Below are 24,954 nucleotides of genomic sequence, written 5' to 3'. Positions count from 1 at the left end.
CGTGCTGCGGCAACCGTACGGCCGGGCCGCGGCGACGATGCTCTTCCAGGTGAGCGGTGCGGCGGGGAGCGCCGCCAGAAGCTCGTCGGCGGCCCGGAAGTACGTGATCTTGGTCTGCCAGTGGTTGCGTCGCGGGGACCTGTTGCCCGAGAGCCGGGTGTGCCAGTCGCCGGTGACGGTGTGCCGGAGGCCCTGCATGATCATCGATGACATCGGCGTGAGTCCTTTTCGGTTCGACGTGATCCGGTGTAGAGCGTTGCCGTCACCGGCTCACATCGACATCACGTGTTCACGTGTTCCTGGCCGGCGCGACCCGTGACCACGTCCAGCACGGCCTCCCAGTCGCTGGGCTCGGCGCCGGAACGCCACGCCACGTGCTGGTCGGGTCGCACCAGCACGAGACCGCTCTCCCACCGCGCCCGCACCACGGCCTCGGTGATCGTGAGGTGCTTCATCGGGATGCCGCGGGCGGTGGCGGCGGCCACGAGCGGCGTACCGTCCGCCCTGTCCGTGAGGTCGACCAGGGTGAACTGCGGGCCGAGCCGGTCGAAGAGCTGGCCGCCGTCGGCCATCCGCAGGGCCGGCGGCCGGGCACCCGGCGCGGTGGTCACCTGCCCGTCCGCGGGGTCCCCGATCTCCTGCCAGACCACGCCGGAGCTGCCCGCGCCCTCACCCGACGCCGTCCCGTTCAGATCCAGCTGGGGCGGCTCCTGCCCGAGCACCCCGGCGAGGACCTCACGGCTCGCACCGGCAGCCGTCAACCGGCCGAACCGGCTCCGGGTCTCCAGTGCCCGCGCCGCCAGCTCCCGGTCGATCAGCGCCCGCCGGCGGCGTTCGTCCTCGTAGCTGCCGAGCAGCGCCGGCCCGCCCCAGCCGTTGACCGTGGCGGCGAGTTTCCAGCCCAGATCGACCGCGTCACCCACGCACGTGTCCACGGCATCACCCGGTGGGCGGAACCGGTGGGCGGCCTCACCGGCGAGAAATACCGGTCCGCATCGGTACGCCGTGGCGACCCGCAACGCCTCCTCCGACTGGGTGACCCCGACGATCTCCGCCGTGTCCGCGACCGGCCCCAGCCGCCCCTTCAGCATCGCCATCGGGTCGACCATCGTCACCTCGTCGGCGGGCAGCGGCAGATGCCCGATCCACAGATCCTCGTCGTGCCGCCAGGTCAGGGTCAGCCCCGCGGTGATGATGGTCAGCGGGGACGCCGACGGTCCCGCCATCCCGTCGATGCGGAAATAGACGGTGTAGTGGTGGACGGGGGCGGCGAGATGCTCCATCGCCACACCGACACAGCGCCGTACGGTGCTCTGCGCGCCGTCGCACCCGGCCAGATAGGTCGCTTGAACCACGTGCCGGTCCCCCGTACCCGCTTCCATCAGGACGGCCACCGCTCCGCCCTGCTCCGGTCGCAGATCCGTGAAGGTCCAGCCCTCCCGCAGATCGATCAGGGGATGCTCGCGGACGGCGTCGCGCAGCCGCCCGGTCAGCTCCGCCGCGGGTAACAGGACGTACGGCTCGATCGGGGCGGTTCCGTCCGTGACGGCTTCGTACTCGGTGCGCAGCTGGTTGACCGACGGCAGCCTCGACACCAGCACGGGTGGCTGTTCCAGCGCGCGCAGCCAGACGACCTCGGCGGTGCAGTCCGGGTCGATGCCGTGCCGGCGGATGTCGCGGGCCAGACCCAGCCGCCGCAGCAGCTCCATGCTGCGGCCGCTGACCAGATTGAGCTCGCGGTGCGGCGCGGGCCGGGATGCCCGCTCGACCACCGTGCTCGCCACCCCGTGGTGAGCGAGCTCGAGCGCGAGCACCGAACCGGCCACGCCGGCACCGACTATGAGAACAGGAGTACGCAGCGCAACCATACGGCCCATGCTGCGGCCACCGCCGTCGCGCGTACATCACGTACCCACGGGATAAGGCCTACCCGCCTCGTTCCCGTTCGACGCGTTTCGCCAGCTCGATCCGGCGCTTGATCTCCAGTTTGGCGAAGATGTGCCGCAGGTGGCTGTCCACGGTGTGCCGCGACAGGTACAGCTCGCCGGCCACCTGCAGGTTGGTGAGGCCGTCCGCGACCAGCAGGGCGACCTTGCGCTCGGCGGGCGAAAGCTCGGGCAGCAGCTCACTCTTCGGCTCGGGCGGTGGCGCACTGCCGTGCTGCCGCTGCAGGCGTCGCTGCGCGCCGGTCGCGCCGCACTCGCTCACGATGCCGAGCGCCTCGGCGTACCAATCAGATCTGTTCTCAGCCTGGGCGGCATCCTCCAAAGTAGAGGCAAGAGCCAATCTCCGAGGGGTACGCCGGAAGCTGTCCACCGCTTCCCGCAGCCGCACCGGATCGTTGTGGAGCAACCCGCCGGCGTGGGCCGCGGCGGCGTGGGCCGCGTGCGATTCCGGGTTGCGTCGTGCCAGCGTCTCGGTTGCCGCCACGACGCGGCCCGCTGCGGCGCGATCGCCCTCACCCAGGGCGATGCCGACCAGGATGCCGGGGGCGGTCGGGTCCATCGTGATCAGCGCCGGGCGCTCCGGCAGCGACTCGTAGAAGCCCGCCGCCAGCGAGAACGCCACGTCACTCTGCCCCTCGGCGTGCAGCAGCAACGCTTCCGGCCAGACCACATCCTCGGGCGTCGCGGTGATCCCGGTGCGCATCAGCTCGTGCATCCGGGCCAGATGCGCCTTCGCCGCCTCCAGATCGCCGCGCAGCACCGCCAGCCGGATCAAGGTTCCGAGCAGAGGCACCACCAGTTGGTACGCCGTGAGCTGCTCGGCCGTCGCCACCCCCGCATCCGCCTCCGCGGTCGCCTCGTCGAGCTCTCCCCGCGCGGCCAGCAGATTGGCGTAGTAGTAGTGCCACAGCGGCTGCGCCCACAACGTCCCGAGCCGCTCCGACTCCCGGCGCCCCCGCCCGAGGACCTGCCCCGCCTCCTCGAACCGGTCGTAGGCCGTCAGCGCGCTGCCCAGCCAGATCGCCGGGTGCCGGTGCCGGGCGCGGCCGCCCCGCGTCGCCGCCGTGCTCGTCGCGGACTTCGCGTGCGCGAGCGCGGCACCCATGCGCCCCTGCGCCTGGGCGACGAGGCTGCGCGCGGTCTCCCCGAACACCGCCGCGCCGTATTCGCTGCTCGCCATGCCGAGGCGCTGCGCGTCGGCCCCGGACGCGTCGGCGCCCTCCAGGTCGTCCACATAGAACAGGGCGTGGGCACGGATCGCGTACAGCCGGGCCCGGGTCGCGTCGCCGATCTTCTCGTGACCCAGGCCGCGGTCGGCGTACTCAACGGCGCTCTTGTTCTGTCCTGCGTGCTTGCACGCCTCGGCAAGGCCGAGCAGCAGCTCGGCCTCGGTCTCGGCATCCAGCCCGGCGTCCAGGGCCTCCTCGCCGAGCCGCCGGGCCTGATCGACCCGCGCCGCCGACGCGAGCAGCCCGACCGCCTCGGCGATCAGCACGGTCCGGTTCTGATCGTGGACGGGCAGCGCCTCGAGCGCGTGCAGCATCAGATCCGCCGCCGTCGCCGGAGCCGCACCGGCCACCTCGCGCGCTGCGGCCCGCAACATGGCCACAGCGTCCGTGGTCCCGGCGCGCCCGCTCTTGAGCAGGTGCTCGGCGACCTCGATGGCGGGCAGGCCCTCGTCCCGGGAGATCGTCGCCGCTTCCCGGTGCAGCCGCTCCCGCAACGTCCGGGGCAGCGTCGAATACACCGCCTGGCGCACCAGGTCATGGCTGAACGCGATCCCGTCCCCGGCGTCGGTGAGGATCTCGGTGAGGCCCTCCTCGACCAGGCGGTACATCTCGGCGGGACCGTGCCCGGTCAACCGGGTGGCGGCCTCGACCCCGAACGGGCGGGTGAACACCGAACACGCCCTGACCAGCCACTGCGTGTCCGCGCTGAGGCTCTCCAGCACCTCCCGGACCGTGTCGACGAAGCTGGACGGCAGCTCCCCGCCGATCACGGTCGCCGTCCCCGCCGTGATGACGAGCTGCCGGGAGGCGCGCAGGGCCCGGAGCAGCTGGCCGACCCGCAGCGGGTTCCCGCCGCAGCCGTTGGCCAGCGCCAGCACGGTGTTGTCGACCTCCGCACCGACCACCGCCGCGCTGAGCTGGGCGATCGCCGGCTCCTCCAGCACGCTCAGCCGGATCGGCTCGGCGCCACCGCGGATCAGCCAGTTCAGCGTCTGCAGACCCGGCGTCTCCACCTGCTCCGGGCGCCCCGCGAACACCCACCACACCGGCGAGCTGGCCAGGGCCGGAACGAGCTCACGCACGGCGAGCGCGCTCAGTTCGTCCATCCACTGCGCGTCGTCCACCACGATCAGCAACGGCCGCTCGGCGGCGAAATCTTCGAGGGACGCCCGCAGCAGATCGATCGTGCGGTACTGCTCGGTCCGGTGCGAACCGTCGAACAGCCAGGAGAAGCGCTCACCCTCGCGCGTGCACGCCCGCAGCGCCCCGGCCAGCGTGACAAGCGGCGCGGCCAGGTCCAGCTTGAACGCCTCCCGCGCGGCCACGGCGAGCCCGAGCTCGGTTGCGGTCTGCACGGCGGCCCGCACCAGATGCGATTTACCCACGCCGGCCGGCCCGAGCATGACCAGGCAGCCACCCTCACCCGCCGCGGTCCCGGCGAGGGCGCGGCGGATGGTGTCCATCTCGTCGCTACGGCCGAACGTCTGCTCGTTCAGGACGGTCTCCCCGGCATGCTCGTCGATCCTGGGCTGGGCGTGCTGGGCGTGCTGGGCGTGCTGGGCGTGCTGGGCCGGCAGGCCGGGTCCGGTCTGCTCGGGTCGGGCCTGCTCGGGTCGGGGCCGGCCGTTGTGGCGCTGGTGTCCGGAAGTGATGATCAATTCAGGGGTCCGTTCGGACGGTGGGCCACTCCTTGCCGTAGTCGGACGGACACGGGAGTGCCCGGACCGCGACGTGGATGATTTTTCTATCACCGCACTGTTGGGTGCACCTTGTCACTGGACGGCCCGCCGCCCGTGGACCGGTCATCGCGTCATCGATCATCGGGCGCGGCAACCCCTGACCGATCCGGGTCAGTGCGCGATCCACCCGGCACCGACCTGAGTGGACGTATGCGCTGATCAATCCATGGACCGCCGTCGTGCCAGGCGCTCGCGGGATCCGCGCGGTCCGGGACACGATCGGCCGGACCGGCTCAGCGCGATCACTCACCGCGGCGAACGGAACGCCGGAACCGGCCTGATCGAAGCAGCCATCGATCGTCATCGTTCGTGACACGCGTCGCTCGGATTCACTCATTCGGGTGACCATCAGCTTCATGCTCACGTTGCTCGTTTCTGTCCGGGCCGTGCCACAGCTCCGCATCCGGTCACCAGGGTGGCGCCCACCGCTACCGTTACCCTTCCGCGGGCGGCGGCGTCCGCGGAAGGGTGAACCGGGCGGGGACGGCGGCACTGCCCCGAGGGGGCCTTTCCGGCGGGCGGAAATCCGCGGATCGTGGCCTGTGTATCGCGTGATGACCATTCCTGATGTGTGCCCGCGGTGTTCCGGTGATGACGATTCCCGGGCAGCCGGAAATCGGCACCTACCCATACGAGTAGTAGGCCCCGGCCGCCTTCGTGGTTAGCGTCGAAATGCAACGGCGCCCTCGCTGAATCGGCTCGAAGCAGCCGCAGCGCCGCTCTGCCGACCACCGCCCGTCGAGGCGGTGACGAACTCGAAAAGGGGTCACGACAATGGAGGAGAACGGAACTTTCGGCCGCCGGTTACGGCTGCGCCACCTGTACCGGAGACCCGGATCCGGGCTGCTCGTGGTCCCCCTCGACCACGCGATAGCCGGCGGGCCGTTGCATCACCGTGGGGACCTCGACAATCTGGTCGCCTCGCTGGCCGACAACGGCGCCGACGCGGTGGTCCTGCACAAAGGAGCGGCCCGCCGGGTGCATCCCGCGCGTTTCCGGCGGCTCTCGCTGGTGCTGCACCTGAACGCGAGCACCGGCCTTGCGCCCGATCCCGACGCGAAGTATCCGGTGGCCACGGTCGAGGAGGCGCTGCGGCTGGGCGCGGAAGCGGTCAGTGTGCATATCAACGTCAGTTCGCTCACGGAGAGCCGGCAGATCGCGCATCTCGCGCTGACCGCGGAGGACTGCGACCGGTGGGGCGTACCGCTGCTGGCGATGATGTACGTCCGCGGCCCGGAGATGATCGACGGCCGCGCCCCGGAACTGATCTCCCGGGCCCTGACCGTCGCGGCCGAGCTGGGCGCCGACCTCGTCAAGACCAGCCTGCCCGCCACGCCGGACGAGCTCGCCCCGATCCTCACCGACTGCCCGATCCCCGTCCTCGCCGCGGGAGGCCCAGTCGCGGGAGGCCTAGTCGCGGGAGGCTCAGTCGCCGGCGGTGGGGGCTCCGCCGAGGTTGTGGCCGCGCTGGCGGATGCCGTGCGGGCCGGAGCCGGGGGGATCGCGGCCGGGAGGCTGGTCTTCACCGCTCCTGATCCCGGTGCCATGGTCCGGCAGCTCGCCACCCTGGTGCACGATCGGACGGCGGTGGCGGCGCGATGACCACCATCGACGAGGACAAGCGGACGGCTGCGGGTTCGCTCGGCGTGAGTGGCTTCGGCGGGGACAAGAAATGCTGGCTGGATCTGCGCGGGCTCGGTGAGTGGCGGCAGGCGGTGGGGGAGGAAGCCCTCCATCAGGGTTTCGACGCGATCGTGGCCGCTGACGCCGCCGATCTCGCGCCGTTGCCGCCGTCGGTGACCCGGGTCCTGGTCCCGGAGGAGCTGCCGGACGACTTCGGTGTGGCTGACCTGGTGCTGGTCGATCCGCGGCGGCACGGGATGCCGTCGGTGCTCGCCGCGCAGCACCCGGGCGTACGGTTCGGGAGCCGGCACGACGTGCGGGACCCCGACGACCTGGCGGCGGCGTGCGAGAGCGTACGCCGTGACCCCGTGATCCTGCTGCACTTCCTGGACCCCACCAACATCCCGATGGAGATCGTCCTGGCCGCGGCCGACGGCACCGAGGGCACGATCATCACCCGCGTGGACGGCGTGGACGACGCAACCGTGCATCTCAGCGTGCTGGAACACGGACCCGGCGGGGTGATGCTCGCCGGAGCCGCGCCCGGGGAGGCGACCAGGCTCGCGGAAGTGGTGCGCGACCGGTCACCGGACCTGAAGCTGGTCACGCTGACGGTCACCGGGGTGCGGCACGCCGGGACGGGTGAGCGGGCGTGCGTCGACACGTGCACCTATCTGCGGCAGGACGAGGGGATCCTGGTCGGTTCGCGGTCCCGGGGCATGGTGTTGTGCGTCAGCGAGACCCACCCGCTGCCCTACATGCCGACCCGTCCGTTCCGGGTGAACGCCGGTGCGATCATGTCGTACACGCTCGCCGATCACGAACACACGCGTTACCTGAGCGAGCTGACGGCCGGTGGCACGGTCCTCGCGGTCGGGGCGGACGGGCGGACGCGGCGGGTCACGGTCGGGCGGGTGAAGATCGAGACGCGGCCGTTGCTGTCGATCGACGCGGTGGCGCCGACGGGTGAGCGGGTCAACCTGATCGTGCAGGACGACTGGCACGTACGGGTGCTGGGCCCCGGCGCTACGGTGCACAACTCGACGTCGTTGCAGCCGGGCGACGAGGTGCTGGGCTACCTGCCCGGCCGGGAACGGCACGTGGGCTACCCCATCGACGAACTGTGCTACGAGCAATGATCTTCGACTTCCACGCCCGGCTCGCGCCCGTCCCTCGCGCCGCTGACGTGCTGCTCAGCGTCATGGACGGCGTGGGCATCGCTCGCGCGGCGGTGTCCGCCGGCGGGGTGATCGGGCTCGGCCGGCTCTCGACGCAGATCTCCGAGGGCGGGCGCGCGGAGGTGAGCGCCGACAACAACGACGTGCTCGCGCAGTGTTCGCTTTCCGGTGGGCGGCTGCTGCCGTTCTTCTTCGCGGATCCGGTGCACGACGTGGCCGCGTACCAGAAATGTGCGGTGAATTTCCGGGGGTTGGAGATCTCGCCTGCTGTGCACGGGGTCCGGCTGGACGATCCGGCGGTGCACGAACTGATCGCCGTCGCGGAGGCGGTGCGGCATCCGGTCTATGTGGTCACGCTGGCTCACGCCGGAACGCGGCCCGCCGATCTTGCGCGGCTGGCCCGGGCGAATCCACGGGTCACGTTCGTCTGGGGACACTGCGGTCACACCGGGCTGGAGTTCGCGGGTTTGGCCGAGCTCGCCCCGGTGCCGAACGTGCTGGCCGAGCTGTCCGGCTGCCTCACCGTCACGGCGCGTGCGGCGGTCGAGGGGTTCGGCGTACGGCGCGTGCTGTTCGGCACCGAGCATCCGTTGCAGGAACCGCGGGTGGAGCTGGTCAAGATCGCGGCGCTCGGCCTGTCCCCGGCCGACCTGACCGCCGTGACCTGGGCCAACGCCTGCCGCGTCCTGGGGGAGGAGACGACATGAACGACGTCCGGCCCGCCCTGGGTGACTGGCACGATCCCACGGAACTCGCCTATCTGCAGGACGCTCAGCTAGGGCAGTTACTGGCGTCGGCTGCGCACTCCCCGTTCTATCGCCAACGTGGGGTGCCGGCCGGGCGCGCGGAACTCGCTCAATATCCGCTCACCACGAAGGAGGATCTGCGCGACGCCTATCCGTTCGGGATGCTCGCGGTCGATCGGGCGGAGCTGGCGACCTATCACGAGTCGAGCGGGAGCAGCGGGGCTCCCACCGCCTCGTACTACACGGCGGCGGACTGGCTCGATCTCGCTGAACGGTATGCGCGTAAGCACGTCGGGATCCACGCGACAGACACGTTCCTGGTGCGGACGCCGTACGCCCTGATGATCACCGGGCATCTGGCGCACGCGGCCGCGCGGTCCCACGGGGCGACCGTGGTGCCGGCGGACAACCGCTCACTTGCCACGCCGTACGCGAAAGTGGTGCGGGTCCTGCACGACCTCGGCGTCTCGCTCACCTGGTCGTTGCCCACGGACACGCTGTTGTGGGCCGCTTCCGCGCGACTTCGCGGACTGCGGCCGGAGGTGGACTTCCCGTCCCTGCGCGCTCTGTTCGTCGGCGGTGAACCGTTGAGCGCCGCCCGGCGCGCGCGCATCGCGCAGATCTGGAACACGCCGGTCGTCGAGGAGTACGGCGCGACCGAGACCGGCAGCCTGGCGGGGGAGTGCCCGCACGGACGGCTGCATCTCTGGGCTGACCGGGCGATCTTCGAGGTGCACGATCCGGGAAGCGGGCGCTGCGCACCGTACGGTCGCGGGCAGTTGGTCGTCACGCCGTTGTACCGCTCGGCGATGCCGCTGCTGCGCTACAACATCGAGGACGAGGTCGAGATCTCCGACGCCCCGTGCGCGTGCGGCTGGGCACTTCCGAGCGTCAGGGTGCTCGGCCGGGCGCGGTCCGGTGTGCACGTCCGCTCCGTCGAGCTGACCCAGCTCGACGTGGAGGAGATCGTCTTCCGGCTCCCAGCGGAGTACGGGGTCCTGTTCTGGCGGGCCCGTCCCGAGCCGCCGCGACTGCGTGTGCAGATCGAGGTGGATGAACGATTCCGGTCTGTCGCGGCGCGGGAACTACGCGACGCGCTCCACGCCGCGCACGGCATCGACACCGTCGTCGACACGGTGCCACCCGGTGGGCTGGTGCCGGCGGCGCTGCTGACCGCCGCGCCCGACGTGATGAAGCCCCGCAGTCTGTTCGGGCCCGCCGACAACTGGGACAAAGCGCTCCAATATTACTGATCGGGAGAATGTTGTGGCCATGACCAGAGCAATCGTGATCGGTGCGGGAATCGCGGGCCTCACCACGGCCGTCGCTCTGTCCCGCACCGGCGTGCATTGCGAGATCGTCGAGCGCAGAACCTGTCCGGCCGGTGGCGGTGGGCTCCAGCTGTCTCCCGATGCCACCTCGGTTCTGCAGCGGCTGGGGCTGGGAACCGTGCTCCGGGACGCGACCCGGCCGCGTACCCGGGAACTGCGGCGCTGGCAGGACAATTCGGTCATCGCCCGGACCGGGCTCGGGTCGCCGGATGCGCCCTACTGCACGATGCGGCGCACCACTCTCGTACGCGCCCTGCTCGCGGCCGTGCCCGGTTCTGTTCACTTCGGGCGGCGCTGTGCGGGCGTGATCGACCACGCCGGCGGCGTCGTTGCCCGCCTCGACGACGGCACGGCGCTGACGGGGGACATCGTGGTGGGGGCGGACGGATTGCACTCCTCGGTCGCCGCTCAGCTCGGCACCGTACCGATCCGCTACTCGGGGCACAGCGTCTACCGGGCGGTGATCCCGGCGGGCCGGGCCGGGCGGCTGGCGCCGTCCGGCGTGGTCGTCTGGCTGGGCCCGGGACAGCACTGCGTCGCCTACCCGATCGACGACGGGGGCAGCATCAACCTGGTGTTCACCGTGCCGGCGGCGGTGCCACCCTCGGCCGTCCGGGAGGTGGAGACGGCGGACGTGCTCCGGGCGTACGACAATTGGCATCCCGCCGTGCGCGGCCTGATCGCGCTGGCCGACCGGTTCGATCATCATGGTCTGTTCGACCGCGCACCGCTGCCGGCCTGGCACCGCGGCCGCGTGGTCCTGGTCGGCGACGCCGCGCATCCGATGCTGCCGTTCGTGGCGCAGGGTGCGGCGCAGGCCATCGAGGACGCTGCGGTACTCGCCGGGAACCCGCACGACTTCGCGCGTTTCGAGGCGGAGCGGCGCCCGCGGGTGGAGCCGATCGCGGCGGCGGCGCGGGACGGCGCGGTGGAGTATCACCTTCCGGATGGTCCGGCCCAGCGTGAGCGTGATCGCCGCCTCGCCGCCGGTACCCGCCTGGCATCGGGGGCCCTGCGATGATCGCTCTGGTGACCGGTGCCGGTCAGGGGATCGGCGCGGCTGTCGTCGCGGCACTGGTGGCCGACGGGTACCGCGTCGTCGCGACCGATCTGAAGCCGCCGGTCACGGATCCGGGCACGCCGGAGGTCCTCGCGATGGCGATGGACGTGTGTGACACCGGTGCGGTGACGGCGGCCGTCGCGTGGATCGAGCGGTCGGTCGGACCGATCGACGTCCTCGTCAACGTCGCGGGGATCCTGCGGGTCGGCCCGGCCGCGGACGCGACCGACGCCGACTGGCACGACGTCTTCGACGTGAACGCGGCGGGCGTCTTCCGGGTCAGCCGTGCGGTCGCCCGTCCGATGATGGCGCGGCACCGGGGAGCCATCGTCACCGTCGCCTCGAACGCGGGCGGTGTGCCGAGAATGAACATGGCCGCCTACGCGGCGTCCAAGGCCGCAGCCGCACACTTCACGCGGAGCCTGGGGCTCGAACTCGCAACCTTCGGCATCCGGTGCAACGTGGTCTCCCCGGGTTCCACCGATACACCCATGCAGCGTGGTCTCTGGAGCGACGCCGGGGGTGCGGCGGCGACTGTCGCGGGCGATCCCGGCCGGTACAAGGTCGGCATTCCGCTGGGCCGGATCGCCGCACCGGAGGACGTGGCCGACGCGGTGGTGTTTCTCGCCTCGGGCCGCGCCCGCCACATCACCATGCAGAACATCTATGTGGACGGTGGCGCGGCGCTGTGATCACGCATGACCGTCGCCAGCTCCACCCGGGAGGTGATCCCGAGCTTCTGGAAGATCTGCCGCAGGTGGTAGTTGACCGTGTGCGGCGACAGCCGGACCCGGTTGGCGATCTGCTGGTTGGTCAGGGCGTGCCCGGCGAGCTCGGCGACCTCGCGCTCCCGGGAACTGAGCAGGTCCCAGCCCTGCCGTTCCGGTTCCACGCGCAAGGCCGCCGCGATCGGCCGCGGCAGACTGTCCGTCACGATCGCCCGGACGAGGTCGTGACTGAACGACAGCATCTCGCCGTCGCCGACGAGCAGCCCCGACTCCAGCGCCTCGCCGATCGCCGGCACCACCCGCACCGGGCTCACCCGCACCAGTCGGGTCAGCTCGACCAGGGGGAACGGCGAGCGCAGGGTGGTCGCGGCCTGCAGGAGATGCCGCGCCTGCGGGGAGAGTGCGGCCAGCTGTCCGGACACCCAGGATTGCGTACGCCGGGGAAGTGCCGGAGGCTCCGCAACCGTCACCCGCCCCTCCTCCTGCAACCCGGTGATCAGGTCGCGGACCGCCCCCGGGCGCCCGGCGGCAACCCGCAGCAGGTCCACCAGTTCCCTGCCGGGCGGCCGGCCGAGCAGCTCGGAGGCGAGCAGTCCGACGTCGGCGGGCGGCAACGGGGCGAGGGTCAGCCGGTGGACCGAGGGCGAGGTCAGCCGGTCGAGCGGAAGCGGATCATGACCGGTGCGAGCGGTCACGACGACGAGGACGGGGGCGGACTCGGCGAGCAGGTCGAGGCCGTCCCAGGTCCGGGCGGTGATCCGCAACGGGCGGTCGCTGCAGAACATCAACGGCCCGGCGAACGTCCACTCCGGAGCGTCCGTGACGGTGACACCCAGCCGGCAGGCCGCCGCGCCCAGCTCCCGCAGGAACCGGGTCCGGCCGCTGCCCGCAGCACCCTCCACGACCAGGACGGTGACCTGGCCGGGCGCCGCGGCGCCGAGCAGCCCGGTGGCGTACCGGAGTTCGCGTTCCCGGCCGACGAACGGCGCCGGGCGCAGGTCACGGGCGATGTCGGGGCACCCCATGGCTCCTCCTCGATCGTTGTTACGACCGATGGTGGGCCGAGGTCGCGGGCCGGACGCTTTATAAGTAGGGGATCCCGGCACGCAGTCGTCTTCCTCACATCCGGTATCAGAACGTGCGGCATAGCGAAACCCGGTTCCCGTGTCCGCAGCTGATCATCGGAGAAAGGGTCGTTCGAACGTCGCGAGACTTCGACGATCGTCTCTAGGTGGGCCGCGAATCGCTTGATCCTGCGCGTAGCCCTCCCGCGGGACGGACGGTACCGGTCAAGCTGACGCTCCACAGTCCTCATTCAGGATCGCCCCGATCGGGCCTGCGATCGGATCTCGATCCGGCAGCTCGACCGGAAGGAGTAGCGGTGAACAACTCGCATGCCCCGACCCAGCGTCTCGACCCCGCCCGGATCCGTGCGGCCCGCGCGTCGAACGCGTCCCAGGGCGGGCTGTACGCCTCCCGCACGGTCCGGCCGGAAGCGCCCGTCGAAGTGCGGGAACAGCCGTCGCGCGGCGTTGACGAGCGGCGCGTGATCGATCTGCGGCCGGGCTCGGAACGCGCCGAGGGGGCACTGTCCACCGGGTTGCGTGCGGCGGGTGATGCCGGGGTCCGGGAGTTCCGTGGCCTGGCGCGCAGTGGACAGCTCGCCGCCGTTGCCACCACCGCCGACGCCGAGCTGCGGGTGCGGCTCAGCGGTGCGGCGTACGAGGTGGTCTGGCCGATTGTGTTCTCCCGGCTGACCCGCAAGTTCGAGCTGGCGCGGGGCCACGCCATGTGCGCGTCGGGCGTGGAGCGCCTGGCCGACGAATGCCTGGACCGGTTCCACGAGGACGTCGAGGCGGTCGTCGTGGACGTGCTCGCCCATGCCCGGCAGCCGATCCTCCACCTCGAGGCGTGGATCGCCGGGCGCCTCAACGCCGCCACGGTCGATCATCACCGGCGGATGCGGGGACGGCGTGGGGCGTTGCAGCGCCCGCGGTTGCCGCGGTGGCTCGCCGACGCCCTGGACAACGATCCGTGGCTCACCACGCTCGCGACGGAGATCCTGGTCTGGGCCGGGGTCACCCTCACGGCGGGCTCCGAGACGTGGCCCCTGGAGTCCTGGTCGCAGAAGCGGGGTGTCCGGACCGGGCAGTGGGCGACCAGCGACCCGGCAACCGTCGCGCGGGAGATCGAGTCGGTTCTCGCGATCATGCGCCGCCGGCGGGACTGGTACGAGGCCTATGTGGAGCGCCCGCTCGGTGCCAAGCAGGCGCCCGTGGCCACCTCGCCGGTGGGGGACGCGACCGGTGAGATCGCGCGCCCGCTCGGCCCCGCGGACCCCGACGGCGCGATCGACGCCGAGCTGCTCGGCCTGGCCGCCGAGGCGGTACGGAAGATCGACAGCCGGGTCGCGCGCGGCGAACGGGCCGAGGCCATCGTGGTCGACGTCATCCGCGCGGTCTTCGGCAGGACGTTCACCGGGACGCTCGACCGTGCACCCTACGGCGCCGCCGATCCTGTGGGCGGCCTGTCCGGCGCGCTCGCGAACACGCAGACGGTCAACCGCATCGTCACCACGGTCCTGAGCATTCTGCCGGCGGGCATGTCCGTCAGAAACGAGCATGACGACACCAGAGAATAGCGAGCCCGTCGCCGGCATCGGCGAGCGTTCCCAGGCCGGTGCGGGCGGTGAATATCCACAGCCCGCCGGCCTGATGCGGGTCACCGGCTACCCGCCGCCCCTCGCCGTCCCCCGGCTGGCGACGGCGGGGGACCGCATCGGGGCGGCGCTGCTCGACGGGGGGATCGCGGTGGTGACCCTCGGGGTGGGGTGGTTCATCTGGTCGCTGTTCACCTGGCAGCACGGCCAGAGCCCGGGCAAGTCGCTGCTCGGCTACGTGGTGGTCGACGCGCTGACGGGCGAGCCGTTCGGGTGGGGGCGGATGTTCGTCCGTGAGCTCCTGATCAGGGCCATCCTGTTCAGCGGCGCCGGCGCGCTCACGTGCGGCGTGTTCTCCCTGGTCGATGCGGGCACGATCTTCCGGCAGGACGTGCGCTGCCTGCATGACCAGGCCGCCGGGTCGGCCGTGGTGGTTCTGCGGGCCGGCTGAGCAACGGCCGGGTGTTCGACGTCACGGATACCCGGGCGCGATCTGCGGATACTGTTCCCCGCGGTGTCCAAGCTCGCCGCGGCCTTCGCCCTGCCCACAGCGCCCGGATCCTTCGTCGGCCGTGCGGCGCTGCTCGCTACCCTGAGCGCGGAGCTGGCGAGACCGTCGGCGCTGGTGCTGCTCACCGGCGAGGCGGGTGTCGGGAAGACCCGGCTGGTCGCCGAGCTGCTCGACAGCGCTGAGGTCCCGGTCGTGGTCGCCCACTGTGACGACCTGCGCGATCCGCAGCCGCTCGGACCGCTCGTCGACGGGTTGCGGCTCACCTCCCCGCTGGTCACCGGGCCGCCGCTGGACGCCGACGCCGAGCGGGCCCGGTTACTCAGGGCCATGGCCGAGCTGCTCCGGGAGCGGGGTCCGCTTGTCGTCGCTCTCGAGGATCTGCAGATGGCTGATCCGGCCACCGTGGAGCTGATCGACCATCTGGCCGCGTACCCCGTGCCCGGCCTGACCGTGCTGATCACCATGCGTGACGGCCTTCCCGGCTGGCAGCCACCCGCGGCCGTGCGGCGGTTACCCGTCTCCCCGATGACCCGCGACGAGGTCGGCAGTCTCGCCGCCGCAGTGCTGACCAGGTTCGACGCGGGTGCCGAACCGCCGGACCGGTTCATCACCCACCTGTTCGAGCGGACGGCCGGCATCCCGTTCCTGATCGAGGAGGTCGTGCGCTCGCTGGTAACCGGCGGTGACGTGGAGCGTATTCGGCGCCATCCCGAGGTCCTCGCCGACGTCGCCGTCCCCGCCCTGCTGCGTGACGTGCTCCTCACCCGCCTGCGCCAGCTCGGCGAACGCACCCAGGAGATCCTCGGCGCGGCCGCGGTGACGGGTATGGCCGCGGACCCGCACCCACTCTCGGTGATGGTCGACACCGATCACCGTACGGTCGCCACGGCCCTCGCCGAAGCCCGCGCCGCCGGCCTGCTGCACGAACGCGACGGCCGGCTCTGGTTCCGGCACACCCTCGCCCGCCAGGTCGTCTACGAACTCGTCCCGCCGGTGACCCGCAGCCTGCTGCACCTGCGCAGCGCCCGGATGCTGGAGGAGCAGCAGCCCCGGCCGGTCGCGCTGCTCGCCCACCACTACCGGCTCGCGGGCAGCCCCGCCGACCACGTGCGCAACGCCGAGGCCGCGGCCGATCTCGCCACCGCCCAGGGCGACGACGCCACGGCGGCCCGCTTCCTGCTCGAGACCATGGGGTACGCCGACCTGCCCCGCCCCGTCCGGGTCCGGCTCGCGGTGAAACTGGGCCGCTCGGCGATCGAGAGCGTCGCCCAGGCCGACGCCATCCCGGTCCTGCGCCGCCTGCTCGCCGACCGCCGGCTGCCCCCGGGCGCCCGGGGTGAGCTGGGCCTGGCGCTCGGGCGGATGCTGCGCCAGCAGGGCGAGGCCCGCGAGGGGTACGAGGAGATCGAGCGCGCGGTGCCCTATCTGCGCCAGCACGCCCGCCGCGCCCGCGCCCTCGCCGTCCTCTCCGCGCCGGACACCGTCGTCGGGCGGCACGTCTCGGAACACCAGCGCCGCTGCACCGAGGCCGCCGCGGCAGCCGAGCTCTCCGGTGACCCGTCCGCCCTGCTCGCGGTGGAGATCGCCCGCCTGTCGCTCAGCCTGGAGACCGGTGATCCCGGCGCGTGGCCCGCGATCGAGGCGGCACTGGCCGACGAGACGTTCGCCGGCTACCCCCGGGAACGGGCGCGGGCCTGCCTCAACTGGGCGCAGGGCGCGCTGCACGCCGGCCTGACCCCGGCGGCGTCGCAGCTTCTCGACACCGGTCGCCAGCTCGTCGACGCCGCCCAGTACGAACGGCTCCGGCCGATCGTCGAGCTCACCGAGATCGGCCTGGACCTGGCTGCCGGGCGGTACGACGGGCTCGAGGAGCGGCTGCTGCACTTCCTCGCCCGGCCGTACCGCTCACCGCAGGCCATGCCGGACGCGCGGCTCTACCTCGCCCGGCTGCGCTACCGGCAGGGCCGTACGGCCTCGGCCTCGGCCTTGGCGTCGACGTCGGCTTCGGCTTCGGCCGACGCGGAAGCGGGAATGCGTTCGGTGATCGCCGAGGCCGCTCGGGTCGGCGCGGTGTGGCCGCTCATCCCCGCGCACACGGCGCTCGCACTGCTGCTGGTGGAGGACGGCCGCTCCGCGGAGGGGATGGCCGAGGTGGCGGCTGCCCTGGAACTGGTCGAGGGAAAAGGCATTGAGGCGTGGGGGCGGGAAGCACGTAGCATCCGCAACCATGCGGATCACTAAATACACCCACGCGTGCGTACGGCTCGAGGCCGAGGGCCGGGTCCTGATCGTCGACCCGGGGACCTGGAGCGAGGCGTACGCGCTGAAGGGCGCCGATGCCGTCCTGGTGACCCATGAGCACAGTGACCACGTCGACGTGTTGCGGCTCGCGGGTCTCGGCGTCCCCGTCTACGCCCCGGCCGGCGCCGGCATCACGGGTGTGGACTTCACCCCGATCACGCCCGGCACGACGTTCAGCGCGGCGGGTTTCGAGGTGCAGGCGGTCGGCGGGGAGCACGCCACCATCTACGGCGGGCTGCCGGACTGTCCCAACCTCGGGTACATCGTGGACGGCTCGGTGTATCACCCGGGGGACTCGCTGCACGTTCCCGGCGTGCCGGTGGAGACGCTCCTGGTTCCGGCGCAGGGCTCCTGGCTGAAGATGCGCGAGGCCATCGATTTCGTGAAGACCGTCAACCCGGATCGTACGATTCCGATCCACGATGCCCAGCTGAACGAGCGCGGCCTCGAATCGATCAACGGCTGGCTCGCGGAGGAGACCGACAACGGGTACCGCTATCTGGCGCCCGGCGAACATATTTGATCTTCAGCATTTCGCGTCAGCGCGTACGGGGCGTACCCGGCGCAGTTCTATGCTCTATTCTCCTTGCCTGGCGACCGGAGATTCCACTCCGGCTTTTTCCTGCCGGCTTTTCTGCTTACGGAGATTCAGGGCATGGGCGACAAGATCGAAATGCTGGTGTCGGTCCAGGAGGCCGATGCGGACCTTGAACGCATCATCGAGCTGACCGGTTATCTGCGGGACAGGATCGCGGAGAACGACGACGCCGTCATCGGCCACCCCGTGGTGGGTGGCGGCCCGCCGGGCACCCGGGGGACCGACCTCGAGACGATCGGCGCGATCCTGGTGACGGTGCAGGCCTCCGTGGGCCTGGTCGCGACGGTGGTCACCACGGTCCGGGAGTGGCTCAGGAGCGACACCGCGCCGCAGCGCCGGGTGAAGATCCGGGTGGGCGACAAGGAACTCGAGGTCAGCGCGGCGACGACCGCCGAGCAGGGACGGCTCGTCGCCGCCTTCCTGCGGGCGATCGAGGCCGGAGACGACGGGCGGACCTGAGCCCATGGCTGCCGCCCGGTCCGCCCTGATCATCGCCGTGAACGACTATCTGGACGACAACCTCGACGATCTCCGGGCGCCGTTGCGCGACGCGGCGGCGTTGAAAGGTGTTCTGGACAATCCGGCGATCGGCGCGTTCGACAAGGTCACGATCCTGCCGAATCCGACAGCGGACGTGGCGCGGCGCGCTCTGGAGAATTTCTTCAAGCGTGGCGGGGCGACCGAGGTGCGGGTCTGTCACTTCAGCGGGCATGCCTTTCGTGGCCCGTCGAGCGACAGTCTCTATCTTGCGATGCACGACACGCAGACGGAGGATTATCCCGAGTCCTCGTCCGTCCCCAGTGACTGGCTCGCCAATCTGATCAAGATAAGTCCCGCCCGTTACAAACTGCTCCTTCTCGATTGCTGTCACGGCGGCCTGTTCAAATTCCGCGGACCCGACGGCGGGGAAACCCTCGACTCCGCCGACGTCGGCGAAACGCTGACCCGCAGCGTCGGGAAATTCGCCCCGGCACCGGCGATTCCGATAGCGAACGGCCGGGCCGCGGTGGCGATCGCGGCTGCCAGAGCGGGGCAGGGGTCCGTGGAGAAGCGCCACGGCGCACTGTCCGAGGCGATCATCGAGGGCCTGAGCACCGGTGACGCCGGCCGTGCCGACAGCGAGTGGATCACCCCCGATGACCTGCTGGCGTACGCCAAGGAGTGGTTCACGAAGACCGGGCTGCACCAGTCCCCGGTCGGGACGCAGCACGAGAACACCGCCGACTTCTTCGTCGCCCGCAACCTCTCCTACCGGCCCCTCATCCCGCCCGACGTCGAGGAGCTGCTCAGGTCCCCGACCCCAGCGACCCGTTACACCGGGATCGAGAAGCTCGACATGGTCGCGAGCTCGGGCGCCGCCGGTGCGGCGCAGGCGGTCCGGACCCGGCTGCAGCGGCTGGTCCAGGACAATCGGGGCTCGCAGATCGGCGAGGTGGCGCAGGTGGTACTGCTGCGGAACTCCCTGACCGTGAGCCCGGCCGCGGCCGGCTTCGGGCGGGTTCGCCGGGGAACGACAGTGCCGGCCCAGGAGATCACGGTGGCCGTTCCGCACCTGGGCGACCGGTGGCAGGCCGAGTGCGCAGACCCGGCGGTGACGCTCACCCGGCACCCCGGCCGGCTCGAGATCGCCATCGACCCGGCGCGACGGGGCGACATCGCCGCCACCGTGACCGTCACCAGCGCGATGGGCGACGCCGAGATCCCGGTGACGGCGACGGTGACCCGCCCGGAGATCCCCTGGCACGTGCCGGCCTTCCCCCCGCTGCCGCGGCGGCTTCACCTGCCCCGGTTCACCGATGCCGGGAGGCGCACCGCCGCGACCCTGGCCTGCGGTGCCGCCGTCCTGCTCACGACCACGTCCGCCCACCTCGTGCCGAAGGTCCAGCTGCAGGGCTGGTGCATCCCGACCCAGGACCTGCCGGTGCTGACGACCCAGTCCCTGCAGCCCGCGCTCGAGAGGGCCGCCCGCGAGTTCGAGAGCAGCCACACCAGCACCGACTGCGCGGACACCCAGGTCCGCGTCAGCATCACGGCCCTGAGCTCCGACGGGCTCGCCGAGCGCCGCATCGCCGAGCAGTGGCCGGACACCGCCGACGCGGATCCCCGGGCGACGCCGGAGGTCGCCGCCGCGGCGGACGCCGAGGCGCGAATGGCCGGGCCTGCCCCGCAGGTGTGGGTGCCGGAGTCATCGGTGCAGGTGGAGCTCGCCCGCACCGCCATGGGCGGGACGGCCCCGCTCAGCCTGAACCTGCCGGCCGCCGCGGAGATCTCGGAAGCGTCGGTGGCCGCGTCACCGTTCGTCCTCGCCGTCCCCGATTCCCCCGGCAGCCCTGTGCACCTGACCTGGAAACAGGTGCTCCAGGATGGATGGAGATTTCCGCGGCCCGACCCGAGGAATTCCACCACAGGTCTGCTGGCGACCTACGCGCTCTACGAAGCGGCGTCCGACGACCGCGACGCGGAGAAGATCCTGCGGCCCAGCCTCGGCGGCGACGACCTGCGCAACGATCTCTGCCGGCTGCGGCTGTCCACCGACGCGCCGCCGGCCGGCACGGCGTTCCTGATGCCGGAGAAGTACGTCTCGGACTACAACGCCGGGCGCCCGCTGGGCGACGGCTGCCCCGTCGCGAACACCGCGCCGGTGACCACCACCCTCAAGGTCGTGGAGTCGAGCACCCCGGCGCCGGCCCTGGACGTGCCGTGCGTGACCCTGACCGGCATCCCGGCGAGCGACGGCGCGCAGCACGAGCTGGCCGAGGCGTTCTGCGACCATCTCCACAGCGCGAAGGGACTCGCGGCCCTGCGCGCCGACGGCCTCGCCGCCCCGCGGAGCAGTGCGGCGATGCCCAACCCGGGCACCGGAGCGGCGAAGAAGGTCATCGACACCTGGACCTCGGCGCAGCGACCCGTCCGCGTACTGCTCGCCATGGACGTCTCCGGCTCGATGAAGCTGACGCCACCGGGCTCGTCGACGCAGCGCATCGAGACCGTCCGGGCGGCGGCCCGGACCGCGGTCGAGCGCAGCGAGATGGCACCGGGCGACGAGGTCGGCGTCTGGCGCTTCGCCACGCACTTGTCGGGCAGCAGGGACTACGCCGAGCTGGTGCCGCTCGCCTCGGCCACCGGCGACCAGCAGAGCCGGGCGGCGGCGGCACTCGCGTCGCTGACGGCCACGACCGCCGACACCGGGCTCTACGACACGATCCAGGCGGGCGTGCGGACCCTCGCCGAGGGGACCACGGCAACCGCCGGGCTCGACCCGGTGAACAGGCTCGTGGTGCTCACCGACGGGGAGAACGACGACGACCCGACGGCCGCGACGGTGCAGGACCTCGCCACCGACCTGCGCACCCACGACGTCGAGGTCTCCATCATCGCCTCGGTCGGCGCCGACTGTGCTCCCTTCGAGCCGCTCTACAAGTTCGACCTGACCTGCGTGGAGAAGGGCGCGGACGAGCTGGCCGCGGCGTTCGCCAAAGCACTCCCCAGCCGGGCGGTGACCCCCTCGTGACCACGCTGCGCCGGCTGCGCTGCGGGGCTTCGGTGCTGCTGCTCCTGGGCGCCCTCGCCGCGGTCGCGGGCTGCGAAGCCGACCCGCCCGGCTGCGGCGCCGACGGCACCGGACGAATCACCTTCGCCACGGTGAAGAACTATTCGGCGGCCCAGCGACGCGACCTCACGCAGCGGTGGGCCAAGAGCCATCCGGGTGAGCCGCTGACGATCGTCGTGCTCCCGGCCACCTCTGACCAGCAGCGTGTCCAGCTCGCCACCACCCTGCAGGCCGACAAACGCGCCGGCCGTGCCGGGCCGGGCAGCTACGACGTGGTCGGCATGGACGTCGTCAACCTGCCGGAGTTCGCCGAGGGCGGATACCTGCAACCCCAGGACGAGAAACGCTTCCGGCGCACGACCTTCCTCGGCGTGCCGTGGCAGAGTTCCGTCCAGGGCGGCACGCTCTACGCCGTACCGTTCACCACCAACGTCGGACTGCTCTACTACTGGGCCGACGAGCTGGTCAGCCGCAAGGTGATCGGCAACGAGAACGAGCGCTGGCAGCCGGAGAGCTGGCAGCAGATCGCCGACGTGGCCCGCGCCTCGATGGGTGACGACAGGGCCGGATACACCGCCCAGCTGAAAAGCTACGAGGGCCTGACCGTCAACGCGATGGAGCTGATCTGGGCAGCCGGCGGCGACCTGCCGACCCCGACCCGTCCCGTCAGCCAGGACCAGCTGGACGCCGCGGCCGACGGCATCGAGGTTCTCATCGACGGCGTCCACCAGCGATGGATCTCCCAGGACAGCCTGGACTACGACGAGTCGTCGAGCCTGAACGCCTTCCTCGGCAGGAAAGCGGTGATCATGCGGCACTGGCCCGACGCCTGGCCGGTCCTGCGCAAGGCCGACCCCCACATCCGGGTCACGATGCTGCCGGGGAACCACTCGACGACCCTCGGCGGGGAGAACATCGCGGTGGCCCGCTGCTCACCCCACCGCCACAGCGCGTCGGACTTCCTCGCCTTCCTCACCGCTCCTGAACAGCAGAAATGGATCTTCGACGCCGGCGTCTACCTGCCCACGGTCCAGAGCCTCTACACCGACGGCAGCCTCACCGGCGGCACCCTCAACCTCGAACCGGACTTCATCGCCCTGCTGAGATCAAGCATCGACAACGCCCGCCGCCGCCCGGTCCTGCCCGCCTACAGCGACGCGAGCCAGCTGATCCAGACCCACATCCACGCCGCCCTGCAGACCCCGGCCGGCGAGGGCAAACCCCCGGTGGACGTCATCAACGACCTGGCCGGCGACCTGCGCGGCTGACCGCCCTACCGTGGCATGCGCTGCGCGGCGACCGTCGGCCTGCCGAGCGGCACGGTCCGCCAGCGGGCTGCGAAGGTCCCCGCGCCCGCATCCAGCACGATCGTCATCCGGTGCGGAGTCTCCACAAACACCAGATCAACCACATCCGCACCGTACGCCGTGACAACCGCCCCGCCGCCCGCCCAGCCCCCGTCATCACCGAGAGCCATCGCCTCCCCATCCACGACGATCTCCTTCGTGTCCACGACCACCTCCCGCACGGTGGGGACCTCGTTGCCCGCCCCAGCCCGGTAGCTCCCCGTCGTGAGCCGCGCCGGACCCACCGGCCGTTCGAGCTCCAGCTCCGTTGCCGTCCCGGTCTGCGCGCTGTCTCCGCGTCCTGGTTGCGCCAGCTCTGTTACCGGCGCGGTCTGCGCGCTGGTTGCGCCCGCGGTGTGCGCGTTGTCCCCGCCCGCGGTGTGCGCGTTGTCCCCGCCCGCGGTGTGCGCGTTGTCTGCGCCCGCGGTGTGCGCGTTGTCTGCGCCCGCGGTTTGAGCTTTGTCTTTTCCCGCGGTCAGGGCCGGCAGCAGGTGCGTCCACACGGCGTCGAGCTGGGCTGCCATGTCGGGGCTCTGCGCGGTCATCGCGATCACGGCGTCCTGCTCCGGCAGAACCAGCATGTACTGCCCGTACGCCCCGTCACCGCGGTAACCGTGCCGGCTGCGCCAGAACTGGAAGCCGTACCCGAGATTCCAGTCCGCCTCGGGCCGCCCGGTCTCCACGTGCTTCCGGGTGGCCTCCGCGACCCACTCGGCACTGAGCAGCCGCCGCCCCGCCCACACACCGCCGTCCAGATACAACTGACCGACCTTCGCGATGGCCTCGGTCGCGACGTGCAGCCCCGCGAACCCCAGCTGCCGCCCGACCCGGTCCGCTTCCCACCCGTACGTGCTGATCCCCAGCGGCTCGAACAACCGGGGCCGCAGGAAGCCGGTGAGCGACCCACCACTGACGCGGCTGATGATCGCCGACAACGCATACGTGCACGGCTGGTTGTACGCGAACACGGTCCCCGGCTCCCGCTCCGGCGGCACCTGCAGAAACCCCCGCAGCAGATCCCCGCCCCCGGCCACCCGCGCCCGCTCGACGGTCTCCTCCTCATGCCCACTGGCCATCGCCGCGACATGCCGCACCCGGATGGACCGAGCCCCGGCATCGGTGACAACCTCGTCGAGCTCCGGAAAGTACGACAGCACCGTGGCGTCCAGATCGACGAGCCCCTCGGCCACCGCCATCCCGAGCGCCGTCGACGTGAAACTCTTGCTCAGCGAATACAACCCGTGCGGAATCCCCGGCGCATAGGGATGCCACCACCGCTCGTCAACAACATGCCCGTGGCGCAGCACCATCAGACTGTGCAACTCCACCCCGTCCATCCCCGCAACCGCGGCGACGAACCTCTCGATCCCCCCGGCATCGACGCCTTGCTCCCCGGGCGTACTCCGCGGCAACACAGTGCTCTGCATCCCTGATTTATACCCGCCCGACGACCCGTCCGTGCCTGCCCGACGACCGGGCTGTCCCTGCCCGACGACCGGGCTGTGCCTGCCCGACGATCCGTCCGTGCCTGCGCGACGACCCGGCTGTCCCCACCCAACGAGCCGGCTGTGCCTGCGACGGCCTGGGCCGGGGCGGCGTGCCGGCCCCATTCGGCTGCGGCCTTGGGGTTTCTCACTCAGCGTACGAGCAGGATGATCCCCACGACCGTGCCGAAGGTGATGATCAGCCAGCGCAGTACGGGGGCGGGCAGCCGGCGGGCGACCTTCGCTCCCACGAAGCCGCCGATTATGGTCGCCGGGGCGAGGACCGCGACGACCGCCCAGTTGACCGGCCCGAACGCGCTGTAGATCAGCACCGTCACCACGCCGACCACCGCGGACAGGACGTTCTTCAGGGCGCTGACCCGGCGCAGGGGTTCGTCGAGGACGAGGGCGAGGCCCGCGATCAGCAGGACGCCGAGGGCGGCGTTGAAGTACCCGCCGTACAGTCCGCAGAGCAGCACCGCCACGTGCAGGTAGATCGCCGCGCGCCGGGGGCTGTAATCCCTAGGGTGCCCGGCCAGCCCGCGGAGCTTGTTCTGGAAGGCGAGCATCGCCGTCGCGCCGAGCACCAGGAACGGGACCACCACGTCGAAGGCCGCGCGCGGGGTGAGCAGCAGCAACGCGCAGCCGCCGAGCGCGCCCACGATCAGGGTCGGGATGATCTGCAGGACCCGGCGGCGCTGCCCGGTGAGGTCGGCCCGGCTGCTGACGGCGCTCGACGCGTATCCCGGCGCCACGGACAGCGAGTTGCTGACGTTCGCCGCCACGCCGGGCAGGCCGATCGCGATCAGTACCGGGAACGTGATCAGGGATCCGCCGCCCGCGATCGCGTTCACTGTCCCGGCGCCCAGGCCGGCGGCGAGCAGTCCCAGGGCTTCCAGCGGGCTCAAGCTGAGCCCTCCTTCGG

Annotated in this window: 18 protein-coding genes and 1 pseudogene; 13 read left to right on the top strand and 6 right to left on the bottom strand. The window is 71.5% G+C overall.

Going from position 1 to position 24,954, the window contains the following annotated elements; genetic code table 11:
* The 3 genes and pseudogenes from Ahu01nite_RS34155 to Ahu01nite_RS34145 form a co-directional block, all read right to left on the bottom strand.
* Window positions 1-213 (bottom strand): annotated as a pseudogene (locus Ahu01nite_RS34155) (hypothetical protein); the annotation flags it as partial.
* A 68-nt stretch (window positions 214-281) separates the two neighbouring features.
* Window positions 282-1,877 carry an FAD-dependent monooxygenase gene (locus Ahu01nite_RS34150; protein WP_239159348.1) on the bottom strand — a complete coding sequence of 532 codons (1,596 nt, stop codon included), beginning with the start codon at window positions 1,875-1,877 and terminating at the stop codon, window positions 282-284.
* 49 nt (window positions 1,878-1,926) lie between these two features.
* On the bottom strand, window positions 1,927-4,833 hold the full coding sequence (locus Ahu01nite_RS34145) for an AAA family ATPase (RefSeq protein ID WP_239159347.1): 2,907 nt from the start codon (window positions 4,831-4,833) through the stop codon (window positions 1,927-1,929).
* 855 nt (window positions 4,834-5,688) lie between these two features.
* Between Ahu01nite_RS34145 and Ahu01nite_RS34140 the strand changes: the two genes are divergently transcribed.
* From Ahu01nite_RS34140 to Ahu01nite_RS34115, 6 genes are read left to right on the top strand one after another with little or no spacing between them, the layout of a single operon-like run.
* Window positions 5,689-6,516 carry a 2-amino-3,7-dideoxy-D-threo-hept-6-ulosonate synthase gene (locus tag Ahu01nite_RS34140; RefSeq protein WP_203840840.1) on the top strand — a complete coding sequence of 276 codons (828 nt, stop codon included), beginning with the start codon at window positions 5,689-5,691 and terminating at the stop codon, window positions 6,514-6,516.
* Entirely contained in the window at window positions 6,513-7,676 is a 1,164-nt protein-coding gene (locus Ahu01nite_RS34135) for a 3-dehydroquinate synthase II family protein (RefSeq protein WP_203840839.1), read from the top strand. The genes Ahu01nite_RS34140 and Ahu01nite_RS34135 overlap by 4 nt, the downstream gene beginning before the upstream one ends.
* Entirely contained in the window at window positions 7,673-8,422 is a 750-nt protein-coding gene (locus Ahu01nite_RS34130) for an amidohydrolase family protein (protein WP_203840838.1), read from the top strand. Before Ahu01nite_RS34135 ends, Ahu01nite_RS34130 begins: the two co-directional genes overlap by 4 nt.
* A complete protein-coding gene (locus tag Ahu01nite_RS34125) occupies window positions 8,419-9,714 on the top strand; it encodes a phenylacetate--CoA ligase family protein (RefSeq protein ID WP_203840837.1) in 1,296 nt (431 codons plus the stop codon). Before Ahu01nite_RS34130 ends, Ahu01nite_RS34125 begins: the two co-directional genes overlap by 4 nt.
* Before the next feature lie 19 nt (window positions 9,715-9,733).
* Window positions 9,734-10,813, top strand: coding sequence for an FAD-dependent monooxygenase (locus Ahu01nite_RS34120; protein ID WP_203840836.1), 1,080 nt, complete (start codon window positions 9,734-9,736; stop codon window positions 10,811-10,813).
* Window positions 10,810-11,544, top strand: a complete 735-nt coding sequence (locus Ahu01nite_RS34115) for a 2,3-dihydro-2,3-dihydroxybenzoate dehydrogenase (RefSeq protein ID WP_203840835.1) — start codon at window positions 10,810-10,812, stop codon at window positions 11,542-11,544. Before Ahu01nite_RS34120 ends, Ahu01nite_RS34115 begins: the two co-directional genes overlap by 4 nt.
* On the opposite strand, the gene Ahu01nite_RS34110 is transcribed toward Ahu01nite_RS34115, so the two are convergent.
* Window positions 11,517-12,605 (bottom strand): helix-turn-helix transcriptional regulator, encoded by a 1,089-nt coding sequence (locus Ahu01nite_RS34110; protein WP_203840834.1) that lies wholly within the window; start codon window positions 12,603-12,605, stop codon window positions 11,517-11,519. The two genes, Ahu01nite_RS34115 and Ahu01nite_RS34110, sit on opposite strands and share 28 nt — an antisense overlap.
* A 356-nt stretch (window positions 12,606-12,961) precedes the next feature.
* Here Ahu01nite_RS34110 and Ahu01nite_RS34105 point away from each other — a divergent pair, with 356 nt between their 5' ends.
* From Ahu01nite_RS34105 to Ahu01nite_RS34075, 7 genes are all read left to right on the top strand, one after another.
* Entirely contained in the window at window positions 12,962-14,221 is a 1,260-nt protein-coding gene (locus tag Ahu01nite_RS34105; RefSeq protein WP_203840833.1) for a hypothetical protein, read from the top strand.
* The gene (locus Ahu01nite_RS34100; RefSeq protein WP_203840832.1) at window positions 14,202-14,690 is read left to right on the top strand and encodes an RDD family protein; all 489 of its coding nucleotides are present in this window, start codon (window positions 14,202-14,204) and stop codon (window positions 14,688-14,690) included. The genes Ahu01nite_RS34105 and Ahu01nite_RS34100 overlap by 20 nt, the downstream gene beginning before the upstream one ends.
* Before the next feature lie 63 nt (window positions 14,691-14,753).
* Complete coding sequence (locus Ahu01nite_RS34095) at window positions 14,754-16,991, top strand: ATP-binding protein (RefSeq protein WP_203840831.1); 2,238 nt, start codon at window positions 14,754-14,756, stop codon at window positions 16,989-16,991.
* Window positions 16,978-17,574: an MBL fold metallo-hydrolase gene (locus Ahu01nite_RS34090; RefSeq protein ID WP_203840830.1), complete on the top strand. Its 597-nt coding sequence runs from the start codon at window positions 16,978-16,980 to the stop codon at window positions 17,572-17,574. Before Ahu01nite_RS34095 ends, Ahu01nite_RS34090 begins: the two co-directional genes overlap by 14 nt.
* Window positions 17,575-17,706: 132 nt before the next feature.
* On the top strand, window positions 17,707-18,108 hold the full coding sequence (locus tag Ahu01nite_RS34085; RefSeq protein WP_203840829.1) for a hypothetical protein: 402 nt from the start codon (window positions 17,707-17,709) through the stop codon (window positions 18,106-18,108).
* Window positions 18,109-18,112: 4 nt separating this feature from the next.
* Window positions 18,113-21,160: a substrate-binding domain-containing protein gene (locus Ahu01nite_RS34080; RefSeq protein ID WP_203840828.1), complete on the top strand. Its 3,048-nt coding sequence runs from the start codon at window positions 18,113-18,115 to the stop codon at window positions 21,158-21,160.
* Window positions 21,157-22,467, top strand: a complete 1,311-nt coding sequence (locus Ahu01nite_RS34075) for an extracellular solute-binding protein (protein WP_203840827.1) — start codon at window positions 21,157-21,159, stop codon at window positions 22,465-22,467. Before Ahu01nite_RS34080 ends, Ahu01nite_RS34075 begins: the two co-directional genes overlap by 4 nt.
* Before the next feature lie 5 nt (window positions 22,468-22,472).
* Here the strand turns inward: Ahu01nite_RS34075 and Ahu01nite_RS34070 are convergent, their stop codons facing one another.
* Together Ahu01nite_RS34070 and Ahu01nite_RS34065 are read right to left on the bottom strand one after the other, a co-directional pair.
* Window positions 22,473-23,972 (bottom strand): serine hydrolase domain-containing protein, encoded by a 1,500-nt coding sequence (locus Ahu01nite_RS34070; RefSeq protein ID WP_203840826.1) that lies wholly within the window; start codon window positions 23,970-23,972, stop codon window positions 22,473-22,475.
* A gap of 209 nt (window positions 23,973-24,181) precedes the next feature.
* Window positions 24,182-24,937: a sulfite exporter TauE/SafE family protein gene (locus Ahu01nite_RS34065; protein WP_203840825.1), complete on the bottom strand. Its 756-nt coding sequence runs from the start codon at window positions 24,935-24,937 to the stop codon at window positions 24,182-24,184.
* Between the last annotated feature and the right edge of the window lie 17 nt (window positions 24,938-24,954).

Source organism: Winogradskya humida (assembly GCF_016862215.1).
GTDB classification, from domain to species: Bacteria; Actinomycetota; Actinomycetes; order Mycobacteriales; family Micromonosporaceae; genus Actinoplanes; species Actinoplanes humidus.
Note: the sequence above shows the minus strand (reverse complement) of the source record. Positions and strands in the feature narration are given on the sequence as shown.